This is a genomic window from Streptomyces sp. WI03-4A (genome assembly GCF_033792105.1).
GTDB classification, from domain to species: Bacteria; Actinomycetota; Actinomycetes; order Streptomycetales; family Streptomycetaceae; genus Streptomyces; species Streptomyces collinus_A.
Genome location: NZ_JARAUO010000005.1, coordinates 200,617 through 218,885 on the forward strand (window position 1 = coordinate 200,617; position 18,269 = coordinate 218,885).

General features: G+C 72.1%; 14 protein-coding genes. 4 read left to right on the forward strand and 10 right to left on the reverse strand.

Going from position 1 to position 18,269, the window contains the following annotated elements; all coding sequences use genetic code 11:
* Positions 1-103: 103 nt before the first annotated feature.
* From PV343_RS08615 to PV343_RS08625, 3 genes are all read right to left on the reverse strand, one after another.
* Positions 104-1,003 (reverse strand): class I SAM-dependent methyltransferase, encoded by a 900-nt coding sequence (locus tag PV343_RS08615; RefSeq protein WP_319146201.1) that lies wholly within the window; start codon positions 1,001-1,003, stop codon positions 104-106.
* Between the two features lie 173 nt (positions 1,004-1,176).
* Positions 1,177-2,907, reverse strand: coding sequence for a glycoside hydrolase family 6 protein (locus PV343_RS08620; RefSeq protein ID WP_319146202.1), 1,731 nt, complete (start codon positions 2,905-2,907; stop codon positions 1,177-1,179).
* Positions 2,908-2,938: 31 nt separating this feature from the next.
* Complete coding sequence (locus PV343_RS08625) at positions 2,939-4,414, reverse strand: cellulose binding domain-containing protein (protein ID WP_319146203.1); 1,476 nt, start codon at positions 4,412-4,414, stop codon at positions 2,939-2,941.
* Between the two features lie 259 nt (positions 4,415-4,673).
* On the opposite strand from PV343_RS08625, the gene PV343_RS08630 reads away from it, so the two are divergent.
* Entirely contained in the window at positions 4,674-7,589 is a 2,916-nt protein-coding gene (locus PV343_RS08630) for a glycoside hydrolase family 48 protein (RefSeq protein WP_319146204.1), read from the forward strand.
* Positions 7,590-7,751: 162 nt separating this feature from the next.
* Here the strand turns inward: PV343_RS08630 and PV343_RS08635 are convergent, their stop codons facing one another.
* The 3 genes from PV343_RS08635 to PV343_RS08645 are packed head-to-tail and all read right to left on the reverse strand — an operon-like array spanning position 7,752 to position 9,943.
* Positions 7,752-8,498 (reverse strand): class I SAM-dependent methyltransferase, encoded by a 747-nt coding sequence (locus PV343_RS08635; RefSeq protein WP_319146206.1) that lies wholly within the window; start codon positions 8,496-8,498, stop codon positions 7,752-7,754.
* Positions 8,499-8,503: 5 nt separating this feature from the next.
* Positions 8,504-8,809 (reverse strand): 4a-hydroxytetrahydrobiopterin dehydratase, encoded by a 306-nt coding sequence (locus PV343_RS08640; RefSeq protein ID WP_319146207.1) that lies wholly within the window; start codon positions 8,807-8,809, stop codon positions 8,504-8,506.
* 48 nt (positions 8,810-8,857) lie between these two features.
* Entirely contained in the window at positions 8,858-9,943 is a 1,086-nt protein-coding gene (locus PV343_RS08645) for an ADP-ribosylglycohydrolase family protein (RefSeq protein ID WP_319146208.1), read from the reverse strand.
* A gap of 80 nt (positions 9,944-10,023) precedes the next feature.
* On the opposite strand from PV343_RS08645, the gene PV343_RS08650 reads away from it, so the two are divergent.
* The 3 genes from PV343_RS08650 to PV343_RS08660 all read left to right on the forward strand — a co-directional run bounded on the left by PV343_RS08650 (position 10,024) and on the right by PV343_RS08660 (position 12,718).
* Complete coding sequence (locus tag PV343_RS08650; protein WP_319146209.1) at positions 10,024-10,854, forward strand: helix-turn-helix domain-containing protein; 831 nt, start codon at positions 10,024-10,026, stop codon at positions 10,852-10,854.
* 100 nt (positions 10,855-10,954) lie between these two features.
* The gene (locus PV343_RS08655) at positions 10,955-11,818 is read left to right on the forward strand and encodes a helix-turn-helix domain-containing protein (RefSeq protein ID WP_319146210.1); all 864 of its coding nucleotides are present in this window, start codon (positions 10,955-10,957) and stop codon (positions 11,816-11,818) included.
* A gap of 87 nt (positions 11,819-11,905) precedes the next feature.
* On the forward strand, positions 11,906-12,718 hold the full coding sequence (locus PV343_RS08660) for an SAM-dependent methyltransferase (RefSeq protein ID WP_319146211.1): 813 nt from the start codon (positions 11,906-11,908) through the stop codon (positions 12,716-12,718).
* A 70-nt stretch (positions 12,719-12,788) separates the two neighbouring features.
* Here the strand turns inward: PV343_RS08660 and dnaK are convergent, their stop codons facing one another.
* The 4 genes from dnaK to PV343_RS08680 form a co-directional block, all read right to left on the reverse strand.
* Positions 12,789-14,687 (reverse strand): molecular chaperone DnaK, encoded by a 1,899-nt coding sequence (gene dnaK / locus PV343_RS08665; protein WP_319146212.1) that lies wholly within the window; start codon positions 14,685-14,687, stop codon positions 12,789-12,791.
* A 159-nt stretch (positions 14,688-14,846) separates the two neighbouring features.
* Complete coding sequence (locus PV343_RS08670; protein ID WP_319146213.1) at positions 14,847-15,272, reverse strand: OsmC family protein; 426 nt, start codon at positions 15,270-15,272, stop codon at positions 14,847-14,849.
* Positions 15,273-15,335: 63 nt separating this feature from the next.
* Positions 15,336-17,135 (reverse strand): DUF2201 family putative metallopeptidase, encoded by a 1,800-nt coding sequence (locus PV343_RS08675; protein WP_319146214.1) that lies wholly within the window; start codon positions 17,133-17,135, stop codon positions 15,336-15,338.
* Positions 17,132-18,193: an ATP-binding protein gene (locus PV343_RS08680; RefSeq protein WP_319146215.1), complete on the reverse strand. Its 1,062-nt coding sequence runs from the start codon at positions 18,191-18,193 to the stop codon at positions 17,132-17,134. Before PV343_RS08680 ends, PV343_RS08675 begins: the two co-directional genes overlap by 4 nt.
* Positions 18,194-18,269 lie beyond the last annotated feature (76 nt).

Here is an 18,269-nt window from a genome sequence, read left to right on the forward strand (position 1 = left end):
TCCCCCTGTGTGTCGGTGACTGCCGGGGAGTCCATCACTTGGAGCGTTCTCGAAGTCAAGTCGCGCCGAAACCACGGTGGTCGGTCGTCGGGCGTCGGCGGGGCTAGCGGGGGCGTACCGCCTGGTGGACGGTGTACGCGCTCAGCACGAAGACGTCCGGCCTGAGGTGCACGCTCGCCGGGTCGGACGGGTCGAGGAGCCGGTCCAGGGCGTCGAGGTCCTCGGGGTCCAGGTCCTCGGCGCCGATGTCGCGCATCCGGGTGAACTGGTCGGCGGCGTACGCGCGGGCCCGTTCGGAGGCCGGGGCGGGCAGGTCGAGCAGGAAGCTGCGGGTGCCGGTGTGCTGTAGGCCGGCGGAGGTCAGCAGGGCCGGCCAGTCCTCGGCCTCGGCGACCGAGCCGGGCAGGCCGGCCCGCATCCGGGCGAACCACTCCTCCTGCAGCGCGTCCAGCCGTGCCTGGAGGCCGGGCCGTCCGATGCCGGTGTCGCGGGGCAGGAACCGGGAGGGCAGGCCGCCTTCGAGCAGGGCCAGGGTGCCGCCGGGGGCGAGGCGCGCGGCGAACGCGGCGAGCGCGGCGCGCTGGTCGCCGATGTGGTGCAGGCTGCGGCTGGCCCAGAGCAGGTCGGCGGGACGGTCCAGTTCGTCCAGCACCCGCGGCAGCTCGCCGGTGAGGGTGGCGAGGCGGTCGGCCACGCCCTGCCGTGCGGCGCGGGCGCGGGCCCGGTCCAGCAGCGGCCCGGCACTGTCGACGGCCACGATCCGCGCCCCGGGGTACGTCTTCGCGAACAGGCAGGAGACGACGCCGGGTCCGCTGCCCACGTCGACGATCAGTTCCGGCCCGGTCACCTCCTCGGCGAGCCAGGCCGTGATCCGCTCGTGGACCGGGGCGAACAGCTCCGCCTGGGCCTCCAGATGGGGACCCATCTCGCTCCAGTCGACGTCGGTGTCGCCGCCGTGCGTGTGGGTGTGGGTGTGCCGGTGGGGCTCGTGGTCGCGCGCCATGGGGTCAGCCTCTCCTCGGTGTGCGGTCAGCGTGCGACGGCGCACCGGGGGCGGGCCAGTGGTGTTGCGGTTTCCGCAAGAACGGGATGCGGCGCGGCGCGGGGTGCGGACGGTGGTCCGCCGGGGCGGGCCCGGGGTGCGGGCCGGTCCCGGCGGACTTCATCGGCTCTCGGTCAGGTGAGGGGCGGGTAGGCGTTCTGCATCAGCTGCTGGAACTGGGCGGAGAACCAGTGCCCGGACAACGGGGCGTTGGGCAGGGCGCCGGAGAGGTTGTTGCCGTTGCGGGCGTTGCCTGTGTACGTGGGGTCGCACATGCGGTCGAAGCCCTTGCCCTCGTTGTTGGCGATGGCGCTGCTGGAGCCGTCGGACTCGCCCGGGGGCTTCATCCAGACGTAGGCGTCGATACCGGTGGCCGGGCCGGCCTGCGGGCGTTCGCCGAGTCCGGCTCCGGACTGGTTGCACCAGTTGCCGATGTGGATGCGGCGGTCGTAGCGGCCGCCGTCGATGTAGGTGTCCACGCTGGTCTTGGGTCCGGGGCCGGCCGGGCGTGCGGTGCCGCCCCAGCCGTTGCGGGAGGTGTCGATCAGCATGCCGATGCCGGAGTTGAAGCCGGCCGAGACGAGCTGGTTGCGGAAGGCCTGGGCGAAGGACTGCTCGTCGACGTAGCGGTTCCAGTCGACCCACTTCGACTGGCGGACCGTGGTGCCGTTGACGGTGTCGTCGACCGTGAAGTTGTTCTCCTTCAGGGCGCTGTAGTTGGCGGTGTTGGTGATGAAGCCCTGTACATCGTCGACAGTCGCCCCCTCGCTGGTGGCGGCCTGCTTGAACAGGGTCGCGGCCGGTGCGAAGTTGTCGTCCCAGCCGAGCCAGCCGTGGTGGCCGGCGTCGAGGTAGTTGTAGACGTTGGGGATGGCGCCGAGCTTGGCGAGGGCGTAGCCGACGCCCTTCACGTAGTTGCCGTTGGCGAGCATGGTGTCGCAGTTGGCGGTGGCGGTGGCGCGGCTGCCGGTGTTGGTGACGAGGTTGGGCAGCGAGTCGATCTCGATGGTGGTGACGATCCTCAGGGAGGCGTACTTGGGGTCGGCGAGGATGGCCGCGATGGGGTCGATGAACTGGGTCTTGTACTTGTCGATGTCGGTCGGGCCGAGTTCGCCGTTGGAGGCGAGCGCGGCGCAGTCGCGGCCCGGCAGGTCGTAGACGACGAGCTGGACGACCTCGTCGTTGCTGCCCTTCTGGGCGAGGGCCGCGTCGAGGTGGTCGCGCAGTCCCATGCCGCCGTTCACGCCGTTGATCGCGGCGATGCGGTCGAGCCAGACGCCGGTGGGCTGATTGGAGACGCGGCTGCCGCCCGGTTCGGCGGCGGCCTTGGCCGACCACTCGGGGTTCACGTACACCTTGGCGCCGGCGTAGGGGTTGTCGACGCGGGTGCCGGTGCCGCCTCCGCCGCCGTTGCCGCCGCCTCCTCCCCCGCCGCCGCTGCCGCCGTCGTCGACGTTGCAGGTGACGCCGTCGAGGGTGAAGGTGGTGGGTGCGGCGTTGGTGCCGCTGTAGGAGCCGTTGAAGCCGAAGCTGACCGAACCGCCGGTGGTCAGGGTGCCGTTGTAGCTCTCGTTGGCGGCGGTGACGGCGGTGCCGCTCTGGCTGATCTTGGCGTTCCAGCCGCTGGTCACCTTCTGGTTCCCGGCGTACGCCCATTTCACCGACCAACTCGATCTGGCGGCGGCGTTGTTGGTGATGGTCACGGCGGCGGTGAAGCCGGTGTCCCACTGGTTCTGCACCTTGTAGTCGACGGTGCAGGGGACGGAGGCGGCCGCGGCGCCGGCCGGTGCGGCGGTGAGCGCCGTCCCGGACGCCCCGGCGACCAGCGCCAGGGCGGCGAGCAGTGACGTTCTGGTACGACTCATGAGTGGGGGTCCTTCTTGTCGTCCGTCGGTTCTACGGGTTGAGGGCGCGCAGGTGGTCGCGCAGGCCGGTGCCGTACGCGGTGGGGGTGCCGTCGTAGCCGGTGATGAGGGACGGTCCGGAGGAGCAGTCCCAGGTGTTCCAGGTCCAGCCGAGGTAGGACAGGGCGTGGTCGTCGAACCACTTCATGACCTGGTCGACGAACCCGTGCGAGCAGGTGTTCTCGCCGATCTCGCCTGCCACCAGCGGTACCTGGGCGGCGACCGGGGCGAGGGTGGAGTTCCAGCAGCTCTCGTTGGCGCAGGTGTTGAAGTTGTAGACGTGGTAGGCGGCGGCGAGATCGCCCGCGGGGTCGGTGGGCCGGTAGGTGAGCCACTGGCTCAGGTCGTTCGAGTACGCCAGGCCGCCGGCCATGATGACGTTCCTGGCTCCGGCGCCGCGGATACTGTCGACGAGATCCTGCATACCGGCGACCTCGTACGAGATGCCGGGGCAGGTGCCGCCGTCCCGCCAGCACTTCCAGGCGTCGGTCGTGCTGGATGTCGCCCGGTCCGGGTACGGCTCGTTGAACAGGTCGAAGACGGCCGACTTGTCGTCCTTGAAGGTGCCGGCGACCGAGGACCAGAAGGACGGCGAGTACTGCATGTCGGGCATGGGTTTCTGGCAGCTTGCGTGGACGTCGGAGCAGCCGGCCGAGTTGCCGGTGTACTGGCCGTAGGTCCAGTGCAGGTCCAGGATGGGGGTCAGGCCGTGGGCCTCGACGTGGGTCACCAGGTCCTTGACGGCGTTGATGTAGTGGGCGCCGCCGTACTCGGGTTTGATGTGGGAGAGGCCGAGCCAGCATTCCTCGTTGAGGGGGATGCGGACCGCGTTGGCCTTCCAGTCGGCGATCGCCTTGATCGCCGCGTCGTCGACGGGGCCGTCCCAGATGCCGCGGCCCTGGACGCACATGAACTCGCCGCCGGAGCGGTTGACGCCGAGCAGCCGGCGGGTCCGGCCGGCGGAGTCGACGAGTTGGGTGCCGGAGACGTGCAGGGCGGGGGCGGTGCCGTCCGCGGGCGGGGGGTCGGTGGGTGGGGGTGTGGTGGGGTCGGTGTCGGTGTTGCAGGGGGTGCCGTTGAGCTTGAACGCGGTCGGTACGGCGTTGGTGCCGGACCAGGAGGCGAGGAAGCCGGCGGTGGTGCTCGCGCCGGTGCCGAGGGTGCCGTTCCAGCTTTCGCTGGCGGCGGTCACGGTGGTGCCGGACTGTAACCACTTGGCGTTCCAGCCCTGGGTGACCTTCTGGCCTCCGGCGAAGTCGAAGGTGAGTTTCCAGCTGTCGGTGGCGGCCTGGTTGTTGGTGATCTTGACGGAGCCCTGGAAGCCGTTGTCCCACTGACCGGTGACGGCGTACTCCACCGTGCAGGCGGGGGTGGCTCCTTCTGCCGTGACCACCGGGACGACCGCGCCCGAGACGAGGGCGAGCGCGCCGGCGGTGGCTAAAAGTACTGAACGCGGGGGGTGTCGCATGAGCGACTCCTTGCAGCTTGGCGCGCCGTGACGGACGCGTCGACTGAATGGAATCGCTCCCACTGGTGCGATGGAAGGTAGCGGCAACGGGCTCGGTTGCCCAGAGGAGTTGCCCGACTTTTCTGCGGGCGGTCCGTCGAACTTTTTCGATTCTTCAAGCACCTTGACCGCTCCGGGCGTCGTACCCACTATGGGAGCGCTCCCACTGGTTCAAGCCTTGACCTCTCCCGTGCCGCTAGCCGCAAGGAGGAACCAGCACATGGATCCCGGACGCAGACGCAGAGCCGCGCGGCGGTGGTGGACCGCCGCGCTGGCGGCGCTGGCCCTGCCCCTGACGATGCTCGCCACCGGTACGACCGCCGCGCACGCGGCGGGTGTGCAGTGCAGCGTGGACTACAAGACCAACGACTGGGGTTCCGGCTTCACGGCCGACCTCACGATCACCAACCGCGGTACGGCCGCGATCGACGGCTGGACGCTGACGTACGGCTATACGGGCAACCAGAAGCTGTCCAACGGCTGGAACGGCACCTGGTCCCAGTCCGGGCAGACGGTCACCGTCAAGAACGCCTCGTACAACGGCACGATCGCCGCCGGTGCCGCGGTCTCCACCGGCGCGCAGTTCAGCTACACCGGCACCAACACCGCTCCCGCGTCCTTCGCGGTCAACGGCACCACCTGCGCCGGCGCGCACCGGCCGCCGGTCGCCGTGCTGACCAGTCCCGCGGCGGGCGCGGTGTACACGCAGGGGGACGCGGTGCCGCTGGCCGCGACCGCGGCGGCGGCCGACGACGCGACGGTGAGCAAGGTGGAGTTCTACGACGACACCACGCTGCTGGGCACCGACACGAGCGCCCCGTACACGCTCTCCGCCTCAAGTTTGACCGTGGGCAGTCATTCTCTGGTGGCGAAGGCGTACGACAGTCTCGGCGTCTCGGCGGAGTCGGCGCCGGTCGGCATCACGGTCGCCTCGGGGCCCGCGGTCGTGGCGTCCCCGTCCCAACTGGGGGTCCAGCAGGGGAAGTCGGGCACGTTCTCGGTGAAGCTGTCGACGAAGCCGAGCGCGAACGTGACGGTGGGCGTGGCCCGGAGCGGCGGCAACACGGGTCTTTCGGTGACCGGCGGCTCGTCGCTGACCTTCACGCCGTCCACGTGGGACACGGCGCAGGCGGTGACCGTGACCGCGGACTCCTCGGGCACCGGCAGCGCCACCTTCACGGCTTCGGCGACCGGGTACACCAAGGCGACGGTCACGGTGACGGAGCTGGCCGCGTCGAAGGCGTACGACGCCCGGTTCCTGGACCTGTACGGGAAGATCACCAACCCGGCGAACGGTTACTTCTCCCCCGAGGGCATCCCGTACCACTCGGTGGAGACGCTGATCGTCGAGGCCCCGGACCACGGGCACGAGACCACCTCGGAGGCGTACAGCTATCTGCTGTGGCTGCAGGCGATGTACGGCAAGGTCAGCGGGGACTGGTCGAAGTTCAACGGCGCGTGGGACCTCATGGAGAAGTACATGATCCCCACCCACGCCGACCAGCCGACCAACTCCTTCTACAACGCCTCGAAGCCGGCGACGTACGCGCCCGAGCTGGACACGCCGAACGAGTATCCGGCGAAGCTGGACACGTCGGTGTCGGTGGGACCGGATCCGATCGCCGGTGAACTGAAGACCGCGTACGGCACGGACGATGTCTACGGTATGCACTGGATCCAGGACGTGGACAACGTCTACGGCTACGGCGACGAGCCGGGCAGGTGCGAGGCGGGCCCCACGGCCACCGGGCCGTCGTACATCAACACCTTCCAGCGCGGCCCGCAGGAGTCGGTCTGGGAGACCGTCCCGCAGCCGACCTGCGACGCCTTCAGGTACGGCGGCGCCAACGGCTACCTGGACCTGTTCACCGGCGACTCCTCCTACGCCAAGCAGTGGAAGTACACGGACGCCCCGGACGCGGACGCGCGCGCGGTGCAGGCCGCCTACTGGGCGGACGTGTGGGCGAAGGCGCAGGGCAAGAGCGGTGAGGTGTCGGCGACGGTCGCCAAGGCGGCCAAGATGGGCGACTACCTGCGGTATGCCATGTACGACAAGTACTTCAAGAAGATCGGCAATTGTGTGGGGCCGTCGTCCTGCGCCGCCGGTACCGGCAAGGACGCCTCTCACTATCTGCTGTCCTGGTACTACGCCTGGGGCGGCGCAAGCGACACCAACGCGGGCTGGGCCTGGCGGATCGGCTCCAGCCACGTCCACGGCGGCTACCAGAACCCTCTGGCGGCCTACGCCCTCAGTGCCGACGCCGACCTGAAGCCCAAGTCGGCCTCCGGCGCGAGCGACTGGGGCAAGTCGCTGCAGCGGCAGCTGGAGTTCTACCAGTGGCTGCAGTCGTCCGAGGGCGCGATCGCGGGCGGTGCGACCAACAGCTGGCAGGGCAGGTACGCGACCCCGCCGGCCGGTACGCCGACCTTCTACGGCATGTACTACGACTGGCAGCCCGTCTACCACGACCCGCCGTCCAACCAGTGGTTCGGCTTCCAGGCCTGGTCGATGGAGCGGGTCGCCGAGTACTACCAGCAGACCGGGAGCGCCGCCGCGAAGACGGTCCTGGACAAGTGGGTGAAGTGGGCGCTGTCCAAGACCACGGTCAACCCGGACGGCACCTACCGGATCCCGTCCACCCTGCAGTGGTCGGGGCAGCCCGACACCTGGAACGCCGCCAGTCCCGGCAGCAACAGCGGGCTGCACGTGACCGTCGCCGACTACACGAACGACGTCGGCGTGGCGGCCGCGTACGCCAAGACGCTGACGTACTACGCCGCCCGGTCCGGTGACGCGACGGCGAAGTCCACGGCGAAGGCGCTGCTGGACGGCATGTGGGGCAACTACGCGGACAGTCTCGGCATCGCCGTGCCCGAGACGCGCAGCGACTACAGCAGGTTCGGCGACAGCGTGTACGTGCCGAGCGGCTGGAGCGGGAAGATGCCGAACGGGGACACGGTCGACGCGTCCTCGACGTTCTCCTCGATCCGGTCCTTCTACAAGAACGACCCGGCCTGGTCGAAGGTCGAGGCCTATCTCAAGGGCGGCGCCGCGCCCGTGTTCACGTACCACCGGTTCTGGGCCGAGGCGGACATCGCCCTGGCCATGGGCTCGTACGCGGAGCTCCTCGAATAGCCCCCGCCGGCGCTCCGCGCACCGGGCCGCGTCACAGGACGACGGGGCCCACCGGGCCGGGCGGTCCCCCTCCGTGCGGAGGGGGCCGTCCGGCCCTCACGCGTGTCCGGCCGGTCCTCGCGGGCCTGGAGGAACTCGCCGTGCCGCACTGCCGGTTCGTTGTCAGCGGTCGGGCCTGGCGAAGGCGCGCAGCCGGAAGACGGGGTCGGGGCGGGGGCGGTCCTGGTCGGGGAGGCGGGCGAGGTCCGCGGCGAGGGATTCGGCGCGCGGGTCGCCGGGCGGCAGCCGGGTGAACCAGCCGCGGCGCAGGTCGGCGATGGTGGTACGGGGGCTGCGGCCCTGTCCGAGGCCAGGGAAGGCGGACCGTCCGGTGGGCACCAGCCCCGCGTCGCCGGCGTGGGCGGTGACGGCGTCGGCGGCGTCCTGGGCGGGGCGGCGGGGGCGCGCGGCGAGGACGGCGTCGATGTCGCTGCCGACGTCGTGCGCCGCGGCCTTGTCGACCGTGGTGACGTAGACCCCGCCGGGCCGCAGCACGCGGGCGCACTCGGTGACGACGGCGTGGACGTCGGCGGGGCCGGGCAGCAGGTGCAGCAGCCAGACGCTGGTCACGGCGTCGAAGGTGGCGTCGGCGAAGGGCAGCCGGCGGCCGTCGGCGAGCAGGACGGCGCCGGGCAGGCGGGCGGCCGCCCTGCGGGCCATGCCGGGGGCGAGGTCCGCGCCGGTCACCTGGAGCGCGGGCCGGGCGGCGGCGAGGCGGCGGGTGACGATGCCGGTGCCGCAGGCGAGGTCGAGGAGCCGGCCCGGCCGGTCGGGTATCAGGCCGAGCACGGCGTTCGCGGCCGCCCGGGCGCGGGGCTCGCCGCCGCGGGAGGCGTCGTAGGCGGCGGCTTCCTCGTCGTAGTTCAGCACACCCCTCAGTGTGGTCCGTGGCCTGGGGCGATGTCCTCCACCCTGCGGGCGAGCCCGAAGTCCTTCTCGGTGACGGCGCCGCCGGCGCTGTGGGTGTGGACGCTGAGGGAGACGGTGTTGTAGCCGAGGGTGAGGTCGGAGTGGTGGTCCAGTTCGTCCTGGATGCGGGCGACGTGCACGACCAGCGCCGTCGCGGCGAAGTGCGAGGGGAGACGGTAGGTGCGGGTGAGCCGGTCCCCGTCGAGGGACCAGCCGGGCAGCTCGGCGAGCCGGTCCTCGATCTCCTTGGCGGACAGCGGTTCGACGGCCATGGGCGCGCTCCCTTCGGGGCGGACGGGTACCCGTTCAGCCTGCCACGTTCAGCCGCGCGCGCACTCCGCCGCGAGGTCGTCGGCCAGTGCGGCGATGCGGGCGCGGCCCTCGACCCGTTCGAGCCAGGCGTGCGGAAGGCCGACGTCGCCGTGCAGGGCGCCGAGGAGGTTGCCGCAGATCGATCCGGTGGAGTCGCTGTCGCCCGAGTGGTTGACGGACAGCAGCAGGGCGTCGGCGACACGGGGTTCGGCGAGCGCGCAGTAGACGGCGAAGGCGAGCGCCTGCTCGGCGACCCAGCCCTCCCCGAGGGTCTCGGCCTTGCGGGCCGTGGGTGTGCCGTCGGCCGCCAGGTCGAGGGCCTCGCGCAGGGCGGTGGTGGTCTCCTGGTGGCCGGGGTGGCGCTCCAGCAGCCGCAGGGTGCGCAGCACCGCGCCTTCCAGGGACTCCCCGGCGACCAGGTGGGCCACGATCGCGGCGAGGGCACCGGCCGCGTAGTAGCCGGTGGGGTGGCCGTGGGTGATCTGGGCGCCGCGGGCGGCCATGGCGAAGGCGGCTTCGGCGGGGGCGACGAGGCCGAAGGGGGCGGAGCGCATCACCGTGCCGCAGCCCTTGGAGTCGGGGTTGACCTCGCCGGGGCTGCCGTCGAGCGGGTGGGCGGGGTCGGGTGCGTACATCTGGGCGACGCCGGACAGGCAGGCGTTGCCGGGGGCGCGGCGGGCGTAGAGCCAGGGTTCGGCGGCGAGGCCGGCGGGGGTGCCGCCGTGGGCGGGGGCGGCCGGTGGCGGGGCGGACGCCGTCTGGGTGGTGAGCCACCGTTCGTAGGCCTGGCGCAGGAGCTGGGGCCAGGCGCCGCCGATGCCCTTCTCCCGTTCGCGGGCGTGGGCCTGGAGGAGGGCCTCGGCGGTGAACAGGGTCATCTGGGTGTCGTCGCTGACGAGGCCGAGCGCGCCGTGCGCCCCGGGGACGAGTCCGGTCACGCCGCGCGGGCCGTGCTGGGCGCGGATGCGGTCGAGGGAGGCGAACTCGACGGGGTAGCCGAGGGCGTCGCCCAGTGCGCCGCCGAGCAGGCAGCCGCGTACCCGGGACCGGTACACGGCGGCGGCGTGCCAGGTCTGCCGCCAGGGCTGGTTCATGCGTGTGCTCCTCGGCTGGGGGGTGCCGGCCGGTGCGCGGGTGCGGTCGCCGGGCGGGCTCCTCGACTACGGTCGTCCGTATGACCATTGTCGCGACCGGCCCGTCCGTCTCCGCAGCCGCCCCCTCGGACAAGGGGGTGGGCCCGCTGCTGCGTTCGTGGCGGGAGCGGCGCAGGATCTCGCAGCTTGAGCTGGCGCTGCGGGCCGACTCCTCCGCCCGGCACATCAGTTTCGTCGAGACGGGCCGGTCGCGGCCCAGTGAGGAGATGGTGCTGCGGCTGGCGGAGCACCTGGACGTGCCGGTGCGGGAGCGCAACGCGCTGCTGGTGGCGGCCGGTTACGCGCCGCGTTATCCGGAGACGCCGCTGGACGATCCGGCGCTGGACGCGTTGCGGGACGGTGTGGAGCGGCTGATCCAGGGCTACGAGCCGTATCCGGCGCTGGTGGTGGACGCGGGGTACACGGTGGTCGCGGCCAACCGGGGCATCGCGATGCTGCTGGAGGGGGTGGACGAGGAGTTGCTGGCGCCGGCGCCGAACGCGATGCGGCTGACGCTGCATCCGCGGGGGCTGGCGCCGCGGATCCGCAATCTGCGCGAGTGGCGCGGGCATCTGCTGGCGCAGATGGAGCGGGAGATCGCGTTGCACCGCTCGGATGCGCTGCGGTCGCTGTACGAGGAGGTGGCCGGGTATCCGGTGCCCGAGGAGGCGGTGGACGACGAACCGGCCGAGCCGGTGGCGTACTTCGCGCTGCCGTTGCGGATCGAGCACGGCGGCCGGGTGCTGTCGTTCGTGTCGTCCATCTCGACGTTCAACACGCCGATGGACGTCACGGTGGCGGAACTGGCCATCGAGACGTTCCTGCCCGCCGATCCGGCGACCGCCAAGTACCTTCGTACGGTGGGGGGTTGACCGGTCCTCCCGCAATTCCGGTTGTCCTCGACCACGTGTGCGAGGGGCGGGTCGCGTGGCAGACTGCCCGCATGCTTCGGCGCGTAGGGGAGGGCGTGGCGTGAGTGAACGGCGGGCTGCGCCCACCGTGGGCCAGGTGGTGCTCGGCAAGAGGCTGCAGGAGCTGCGGGAGGCGGCCGGGCTCGGCCGTGACGAGGCGGCCCGGGTGCTCCGGGTGGCGTCGGCGACCGTGCGGCGGATGGAGATGGCCGAGGTCGCGCTGAAGATCCCGTACGTGCAGGTGCTGCTGTCGACGTACGGGGTCGCCGAGGAGGAGGCGGCCGCGTTCGTGCGGCTGGCCGAGGAGGCGAACGAGCCGGGCTGGTGGCAGCGGTTCCACGACGTGCTGCCGGACTGGTTCAGCCTGTACGTGAGCCTGGAGGGCGCCGCCCGGATCATCCGTTCCTACGAGCCGCACTTCGTGCCCGGGCTGCTGCAGACGGAGGCGTACGCGCGCGAGGTGATGGAGGCCGGGACGATAGGGCAGACCGGTCCGGACACCATCGAGCGGCATGTGTCGCTGCGCATGGAGCGGCAGCGGCTGCTGGAGCGGGACGCTCCGCCGCACCTGTGGGTGATCATGGACGAGACGGTGCTCAGGCGTCCGGTGAGCGTGCGGCCCGAGGTGATGCGGGACCAGCTGGACCGGCTGCTGGAGTACGCCGAGCGGGACCGGGTCACGTTGCAGCTCGCCGAGTTCGCGGCCGGCCCGCATCCGGGGACGTACGCGCCGTTCACCCTGTTCCGGTTCGGGGAGCCGGAGCTGCCGGACATGGTGTTCACCGAGTACCTGACCGGCGCCCTGTACCTGGACTCCCGCGAGGAGGTCGCGGCGCATCTGGAGGTGCTGGACCACATGACGGCCCGGGCCGCCTCCGCCCAGCGCACGCGGAAGATCCTGCGCGAGTACCGGGAGTCCCTCTGAAGTCCCCGGCCCGGACGCCGGCCCCGACGGCCACTCCGGCCCCGACCCCGATCCCGATCCCTGTGAACAGCTAGGAGCAGACACCGCATGACCGGTTCCGACGGTGCGCCACCCACCGTGATCGACACCAGCCGACCGCACCCGGCGCGGGTGTACGACTGGTGGCTGGGCGGCAAGGACAACTATCCGGTGGACGAGGAACTGGCCAGGAGGATCCTCGCCGTGGACGGCACGGTGGTGCGCGGGGCGCGCGCCAACCGCCGGTTCATGCACCGGGCCGTGCGCGCGGCGGCCGCGGCCGGGGTGCGCCAGTTCTTGGACATCGGCACCGGCATCCCCACCGAGCCCAACCTGCACCAGGTGGCACAGGGCGCGGCGGCGGACGCCCGGGTGGTGTACGCGGACAACGACCCGATCGTGCTGCGGCATGCGGAGGCGCTGCTGCACGGCTCGGCGGAGGGGAGCACGGAGTACATCCACGCCGACGTCCGTGACCCGGACACGATCCTGCGGCGGGCCGGTGAGAGCCTGGACCTCGACCGGCCGGTGGCGTTGTCGCTGATCGCGCTGACGCACTACCTGGACGACACGGCGGACGACGTGTACGGGCTGGTGAAGCGGTACGTGGACCGGCTCGCGCCGGGCAGTCACCTGATCCTGACCCAGGTCACGCCGGACCTCAGCCCCGAGAGCATGGCGCGGGCGGCCGAGTTGTTCCGCGCGGGCGGTACGCCGTTCCACCCGCGGACGCTGCCGGAGTTCCGGCGGTTCTTCGACGGTCTGGAGCTGCTGGGTCCGGGGGTGATCCCGGTGCACGGGTGGCGGCCGGAGCCGGAGGACGTGGCGGCGCAGGCGGAGGGTGTGGTGCCGGTGTACGCGGGGGTGGCGCGCAAGCCGTGACCGGGAAGGCCGTGTCCGGGGCGGCGCCCGTCCGCCGTACGCGCGGCGGGCGCCGTTCCGGCGGGCCCCGCTAGGCCCTGCCGCCGTCGCCGGTACCGCTGCCGGTGTCCCGTTCGTCGTCCACGATCTCGGCGTCGACGACGCCGTCCTCCTCCGGCCGGGTCTGGTCCCCGGCCGGTCCCGCGGAGCCGGATCCGGTCGGGCCGGAGTCGGCGGGCTGGGCCTGGGCGTACATGGCCTGGCCCATCCGCTGGCTGACGGTGGCGAGTTTCTCGACGCCGGTGCGCAGGGCGGCGGTGTCGGTGTCGCGGCCGAGCAGGGTCCTGAGTTCGGTCATCGCGGCCTCGACGTCGGTGCGGGTGTCGGCGGGGACGCGTTCGCGGTTGTCGGCGAGGAACCTCTCGGTCTGGTAGAGGAGTTGTTCGGCCTGGTTGCGGGTCTCGGCCGCCTCGCGGCGCCCGCGGTCCTCCTCGGCGTACTGTTCGGCCTCGCGCATCATGCGGTCGATGTCGTCCTTGGGGAGGGCGGAGCCGCCGGTGACGGTCATCTTCTGCTCGCGGCCGGTCGCGAGGTCCTTGGCGGAGACGTGCATGATGCCGTCGGCGTCGATGTCGAAGGCCACCTCGATCTGCGGCACGCCGCGCGGGGCGGGCGGCAGGCCGGTGAGGTCGAAGACGCCGAGCTTCTTGTTGTAGGCGGCGATCTCGCGTTCGCCCTGGTAGACCTGGATGCCGACGGAGGGCTGGTTGTCGGTGGCGGTGGTGAAGATCTCCGAACGGCGGGTCGGGATCGTGGTGTTGCGTTCGATCAGCCGGGTCATGATGCCGCCCTTGGTCTCGATGCCCAGGGACAGCGGGGTGACGTCCAGCAGCAGGACGTCCTTGACGTCGCCGCGGATGACGCCGGCCTGGAGGGCCGCGCCGACGGCGACGACCTCGTCGGGGTTGACGCCTTTGTGCGGGTCCTTGCCGGTGAGTTCCCTGACCAGGTCGGTGACGGCGGGCATGCGGGTGGAGCCGCCGACGAGGATGACGTGGTCGATCGCGGACAGCCGTACACCGGCGTCCTCGACCGCCTGGTGGAAGGGCTTCTTGCAGCGGTCCAGCAGGTCCGCCGTCAGCTCCTGGAACTGGGCGCGGGTCAGCCGTTCCTCCAGGTGCAGCGGGCCCTCCGCGGAGGCGGTGATGTAGGGCAGGTTGATCGAGGTCTCGGTGGACGAGGACAGCTCGATCTTGGCCTTCTCGGCGGCCTCGCGCAGCCGTTGCACCGCCATCTTGTCGGCGCCGAGGTCGATGCCGTACTGCCCCTTGAACCGTGTGACGAGGTGCTCGACGACGCGCTGGTCCCAGTCGTCGCCGCCCAGGAGGGTGTCGCCGTTGGTGGCCTTGACCTCGATGACGCCGTCGCCGATCTCCAGCAGGGAGACGTCGAAGGTGCCGCCGCCGAGGTCGAAGACGAGGACGGTCTGTTCCTCGCCGCGGTCCAGGCCGTAGGCGAGGGCGGCGGCCGTGGGCTCGTTGATGATCCGCAGCACCTTCAGGCCGGCGACCTCCCCGGCCTCCTTGGTGGCCTGGCGCTGCGCGTCGTCGAAGTACGCCGGTACGGTGATCACGGCGTCCGTGACGTCCTCGCCGAGGTAGGACTCGGCGTCCCGCTTCAGTTTCTGCAGCACCCGTGCCGACAGTTCCTGGGCGCGCAGCCGGGTGCCGTCGACCGAGCCCTGCTCGGGGAAGCGCCAGTCGGCGTCGCCCATGTGCCGTTTGACCGAGCGCGCGGTGCGTTCGACGTTGGTCACGGCCTGCCGTTTGGCGACCTCGCCCACCAGGACCTCGCCGTTCTTCGCGAACGCCACGACGGAGGGGGTGGTGCGCGCGCCCTCCGCGTTGGCGACGACGGTGGGCTCGCCGCCCTCCAGGACAGCCACCACCGAGTTCGTCGTCCCCAGATCGATCCCGACCGCACGTGCCATGGTCCGTCCCCTTCCGCCCGCGCGTCCGTGAGGACGCGTCCGTCAGGACGCCTGCCGCACTCCCAGCACAGGACGGGCGCCCGCCCTTGTCAATGCGCGGGTGCCCGGGAACGGCGATGCCGCGCCCCGGCGGGACGCGGCATCGCGGGGCGTGGGGGGTCAGGCCAGCTCGGCCGTCAGGGTGATCGTGGTGCCGGTCAGGGCCTGGCTGACCGGGCAGTTCTTCTTGGCGTCCTCGGCGGCCGAGCGGAAGGCGTCGGCGTCCAGGCCGGGCACCTCGCCGGTGACGGTGAGGTGGATGCCGGTGATGCCCTCGCCGGGCTGGAAGGTGACGTCCGCCTTGGTCTCCAGGCGGGTGGGCGGGGTGCCGGCGCCGGCCAGGCCGTGCGAGAGGGCCATGGAGAAGCAGCTGGAGTGGGCGGCGGCGATCAGCTCCTCGGGGCTGGTCTTGCCGTTCGCCTTCTCGGCGCGCGAGGGCCACGACACCGGCTGCTGGCCGATGCCGGAGGAGTCGAAGGTGACGACGCCGTTGCCCTCGAGCAGGTTGCCTTCCCAGACGGTGTGCGCGGTGCGCGTGGTAGCCACGGTGGTTCCTTTCGCGTGTGATCCCGTTTGCGAGTTCCTGGTGCCATCCGATCACATCCGGGCTCACCGCACCTTGAAGACCGGGCCACGCGGGGTGAACGGCAGGCGGTTGCCTTCGGGGATCAGATAGGCGTGCTCGCCCCGTACCCGCAGGGTGTCGCACCAACCGTCGGTGATGACGAGCAGGGGGGCGGCGGCCGGGAAGTCGTCGGCGCGCCGGAGCAGGTCGATGCCGGGCTGCAGGACCGTGCCGCCGCGGCCGTGGACGCGGACCCGGCCGGCGATCTCGCTGGGCGGCAGGTAGCCGGCGTCGTGCGGGGCGGCGTCGCAGAACACGACGCGGGCGGCCGGTACGTCGCGGGCGGCGGCGTAGGAGGCGATGGCGCCGAGGGCCTTGCCGAGCAGGGTGCGGTCCATGGAGCCGGAGGTGTCGAGGACGACACCGAAGGTGCAGCGGGCGATCTCCTCGGGCGGGACGTACCGGCCGGCCCGCGGGATGCCGGGGCTGGCCGCCTGGCGGCGGGAGGGGCGGGCGTAGGTCCGTACCGCCTGCGGGCTGGGCACGAACTCGTCGAACCAGCGGGCGAGTCGGGCGTCCCAGGGCAGCGGCGGGTGGCTGAGGGCGCGGATCTCCTCGACCAGGCCGCCGGGCAGGAGGCCGCGTTCCTGTTGCTGGTGCAGGTCGAGGCCCCGGGCGAGTCCGCGGCGGTAGAACGCGTCGAGGTCGACGGTGGCGCGGGGCGGGCCGAGCGGGGCGCCGAGGACGTCGCCGGTGCCCTTGCCGCGCAGGGTGGACAGGCGGCGCATGCGGCGCAGGTCGCCGGCGATGCGGTCGTAGACCTCCTCGGCGGACAGGCCGGCGAGGAGCGGGTCGTGCAGCAGGCCGTCCGGCATGGTGCCGACGCCCATCTCGGCGAGCCAGCCGTTGACGACGTAGTCGCAGGCGACGTTGAACAGGTAGGGGTCGCGGGTGCCGCAGCGGTCGCCGTGGCGCAGGGCGGCGTGCAGCATCTCGTGGGCGAGGACGAACCGCCATTCCTCGTCGTCGAGGGTGCGCAGCGGGTTGACGTAGATCTCGCCGGCGCCGGCGTCGACGGCGGCGATCGCGATGCCGTGGGCGCGGGCGAGGTCGGCGTCGGCGACGAGCCGGATGCCGGCCGCGATGCCTCCGAGCAGCGGGTAGGAGGAGACGAACCAGCTCAGGGCGCGTTCCCAGGGGCGCAGCCGGGTGGGGCCGCCGGTCATGGCGTCGCGGCGGCCGCCGGCCAGGTCCATGGCGGTGGCCATGGTGCGGGTGAGGCCGTGGGCGAACGCGAGCTGCCAGTCCGGGGGCTTTCCGCCCCACCGGCTCCAGGGCAGCAGCAGCTGGTCGGGTTCGGGGCCGGCGGTGCCGCCGTGCTCGTGGGCGGCGGGGATGCCGTCGCGGCGCCAGCGGGCGGCGAGCTGCTCCTCGTCGCCGCCCGGGTAGGCGGCGGGCAGGTGGTCGGGGGCGCGGCCGACGGAGAAGGTGGCGAGGAAGCGGTTGACGACCGTGCAGCGGGCGGCGAGGTCGTGGCGGTCGGGCTGGGGGCGTTCGCCCTGGGCCGCGGGGACGTGCCCGAAGCCGAGGTGGATGAGGGCGTGGGCGAGGGCCCAGGCCCACTCGGTGGGCTCGGCGCGGCGGGTGGGGTGGAGGTGGAGGGTGCCGTTGGAGGTGACGCGGACCAGTCCCTGGCGGGGCGCGAACGCGCAGTCCTCCCGGCGGCACAGGTCGGCGTCGAGGGAGGCGAGCGCCGGGTTGGCCCGCACCAGCCGGATGCCCTCGGCGCACGCCTCGGCGGCCGGGTCGGGCTTGTCCTTCCGGTTCTTCGTGCCGCGGCTCATCGGCGGGCCTCGACGAGGCGGGGCATGTCGCGGGCGGCCTCGATCAGGAACCAGGCGGGCAGGACGGGGTTGCCGTCGGCGTCGGAGGCGATGACGCCCTGGGCGACCTCGACGGAGATCTCGGCGAGCTGCACCAGCAGCGACTTGGCGCGGTAGGCGGTCTGCCGGCCGTTCTCGGAGAGGTGGTCCTTGCCGGCGGGCAGTTCCTTGACGAGGCGGCCGCGGAAGGACTCGGCGAGGAAGTACAGCAGGTCGCGGTCCTCGGGGCGGTGCGGCCAGCGGGCGTCGCCCTTGAGGATGGCGTCGATGCCGAAGCGGCTGCGGACGACCTTGACGTAGCCGCAGAAGGCGGTGGCGTGGGCGGGGGTGAGGGTGCCGTGCGCGAGGACGGTGAGGGTGGGTTCGTCGAGGGCGGGCCCGAAGGAGTGCAGGGCGTCGGAGAGCATGTGCCAGGAGCGGGGGGTGGAGAACGGCTCCTCGGTCTTGGGCGGCTTGGACCACAGGTGGTCGGGCCGGTCGGTGAGGTGGTCCAGGATCCAGGGGTGGATGCCGGCGCCGGCGGCCCAGGTGAGCCAGTCGGTGGCGGAGGCCTCCAGGTGGACGTGGGTGAGCCGGTTGACGAGGGCGGAGGCGATGGGCCGGGCGAGGGCGTTGTCGGTGGCGCGGTTGCCGGCGCCGATGACGAGGGAGCCCTCGGGCAGTTCGTAGGAGCCGATGCGGCGGTCGAGGATGAGCGAGTAGAAGGCCTTCTGCACGTCCGGGGTGGCGGCGTTCAGCTCGTCCAGGAACAGGCAGTACGGCTCGTCGCGGGCGATGGTCTCCGGCGGGCAGAACACCGAGCGGCCGTCACGGATCTGGGGCACGCCGATGAGGTCCTCGGGGGCGAGCTGGGTGCCGAGCAGGCTGACGCACTCCAGGCCCAGGGAGGCGGCGAACTCCCTTACCAGGGAGGACTTCCCGATACCGGGGGCGCCCCAGAGGAAGACGGGACGGACGGTGGCGAGGCCGAGCAGCAGTTCGGGGAGGCGGGCGGGGGTGACCGTGACGGCAGCCTGCAAGGCCGGGGCTCCTTGGGGTGTTCGAGGGGGTGCGACTCGAACAGTGTGGGTGGGCGTCCCCGTGCCCGCAGCCGAT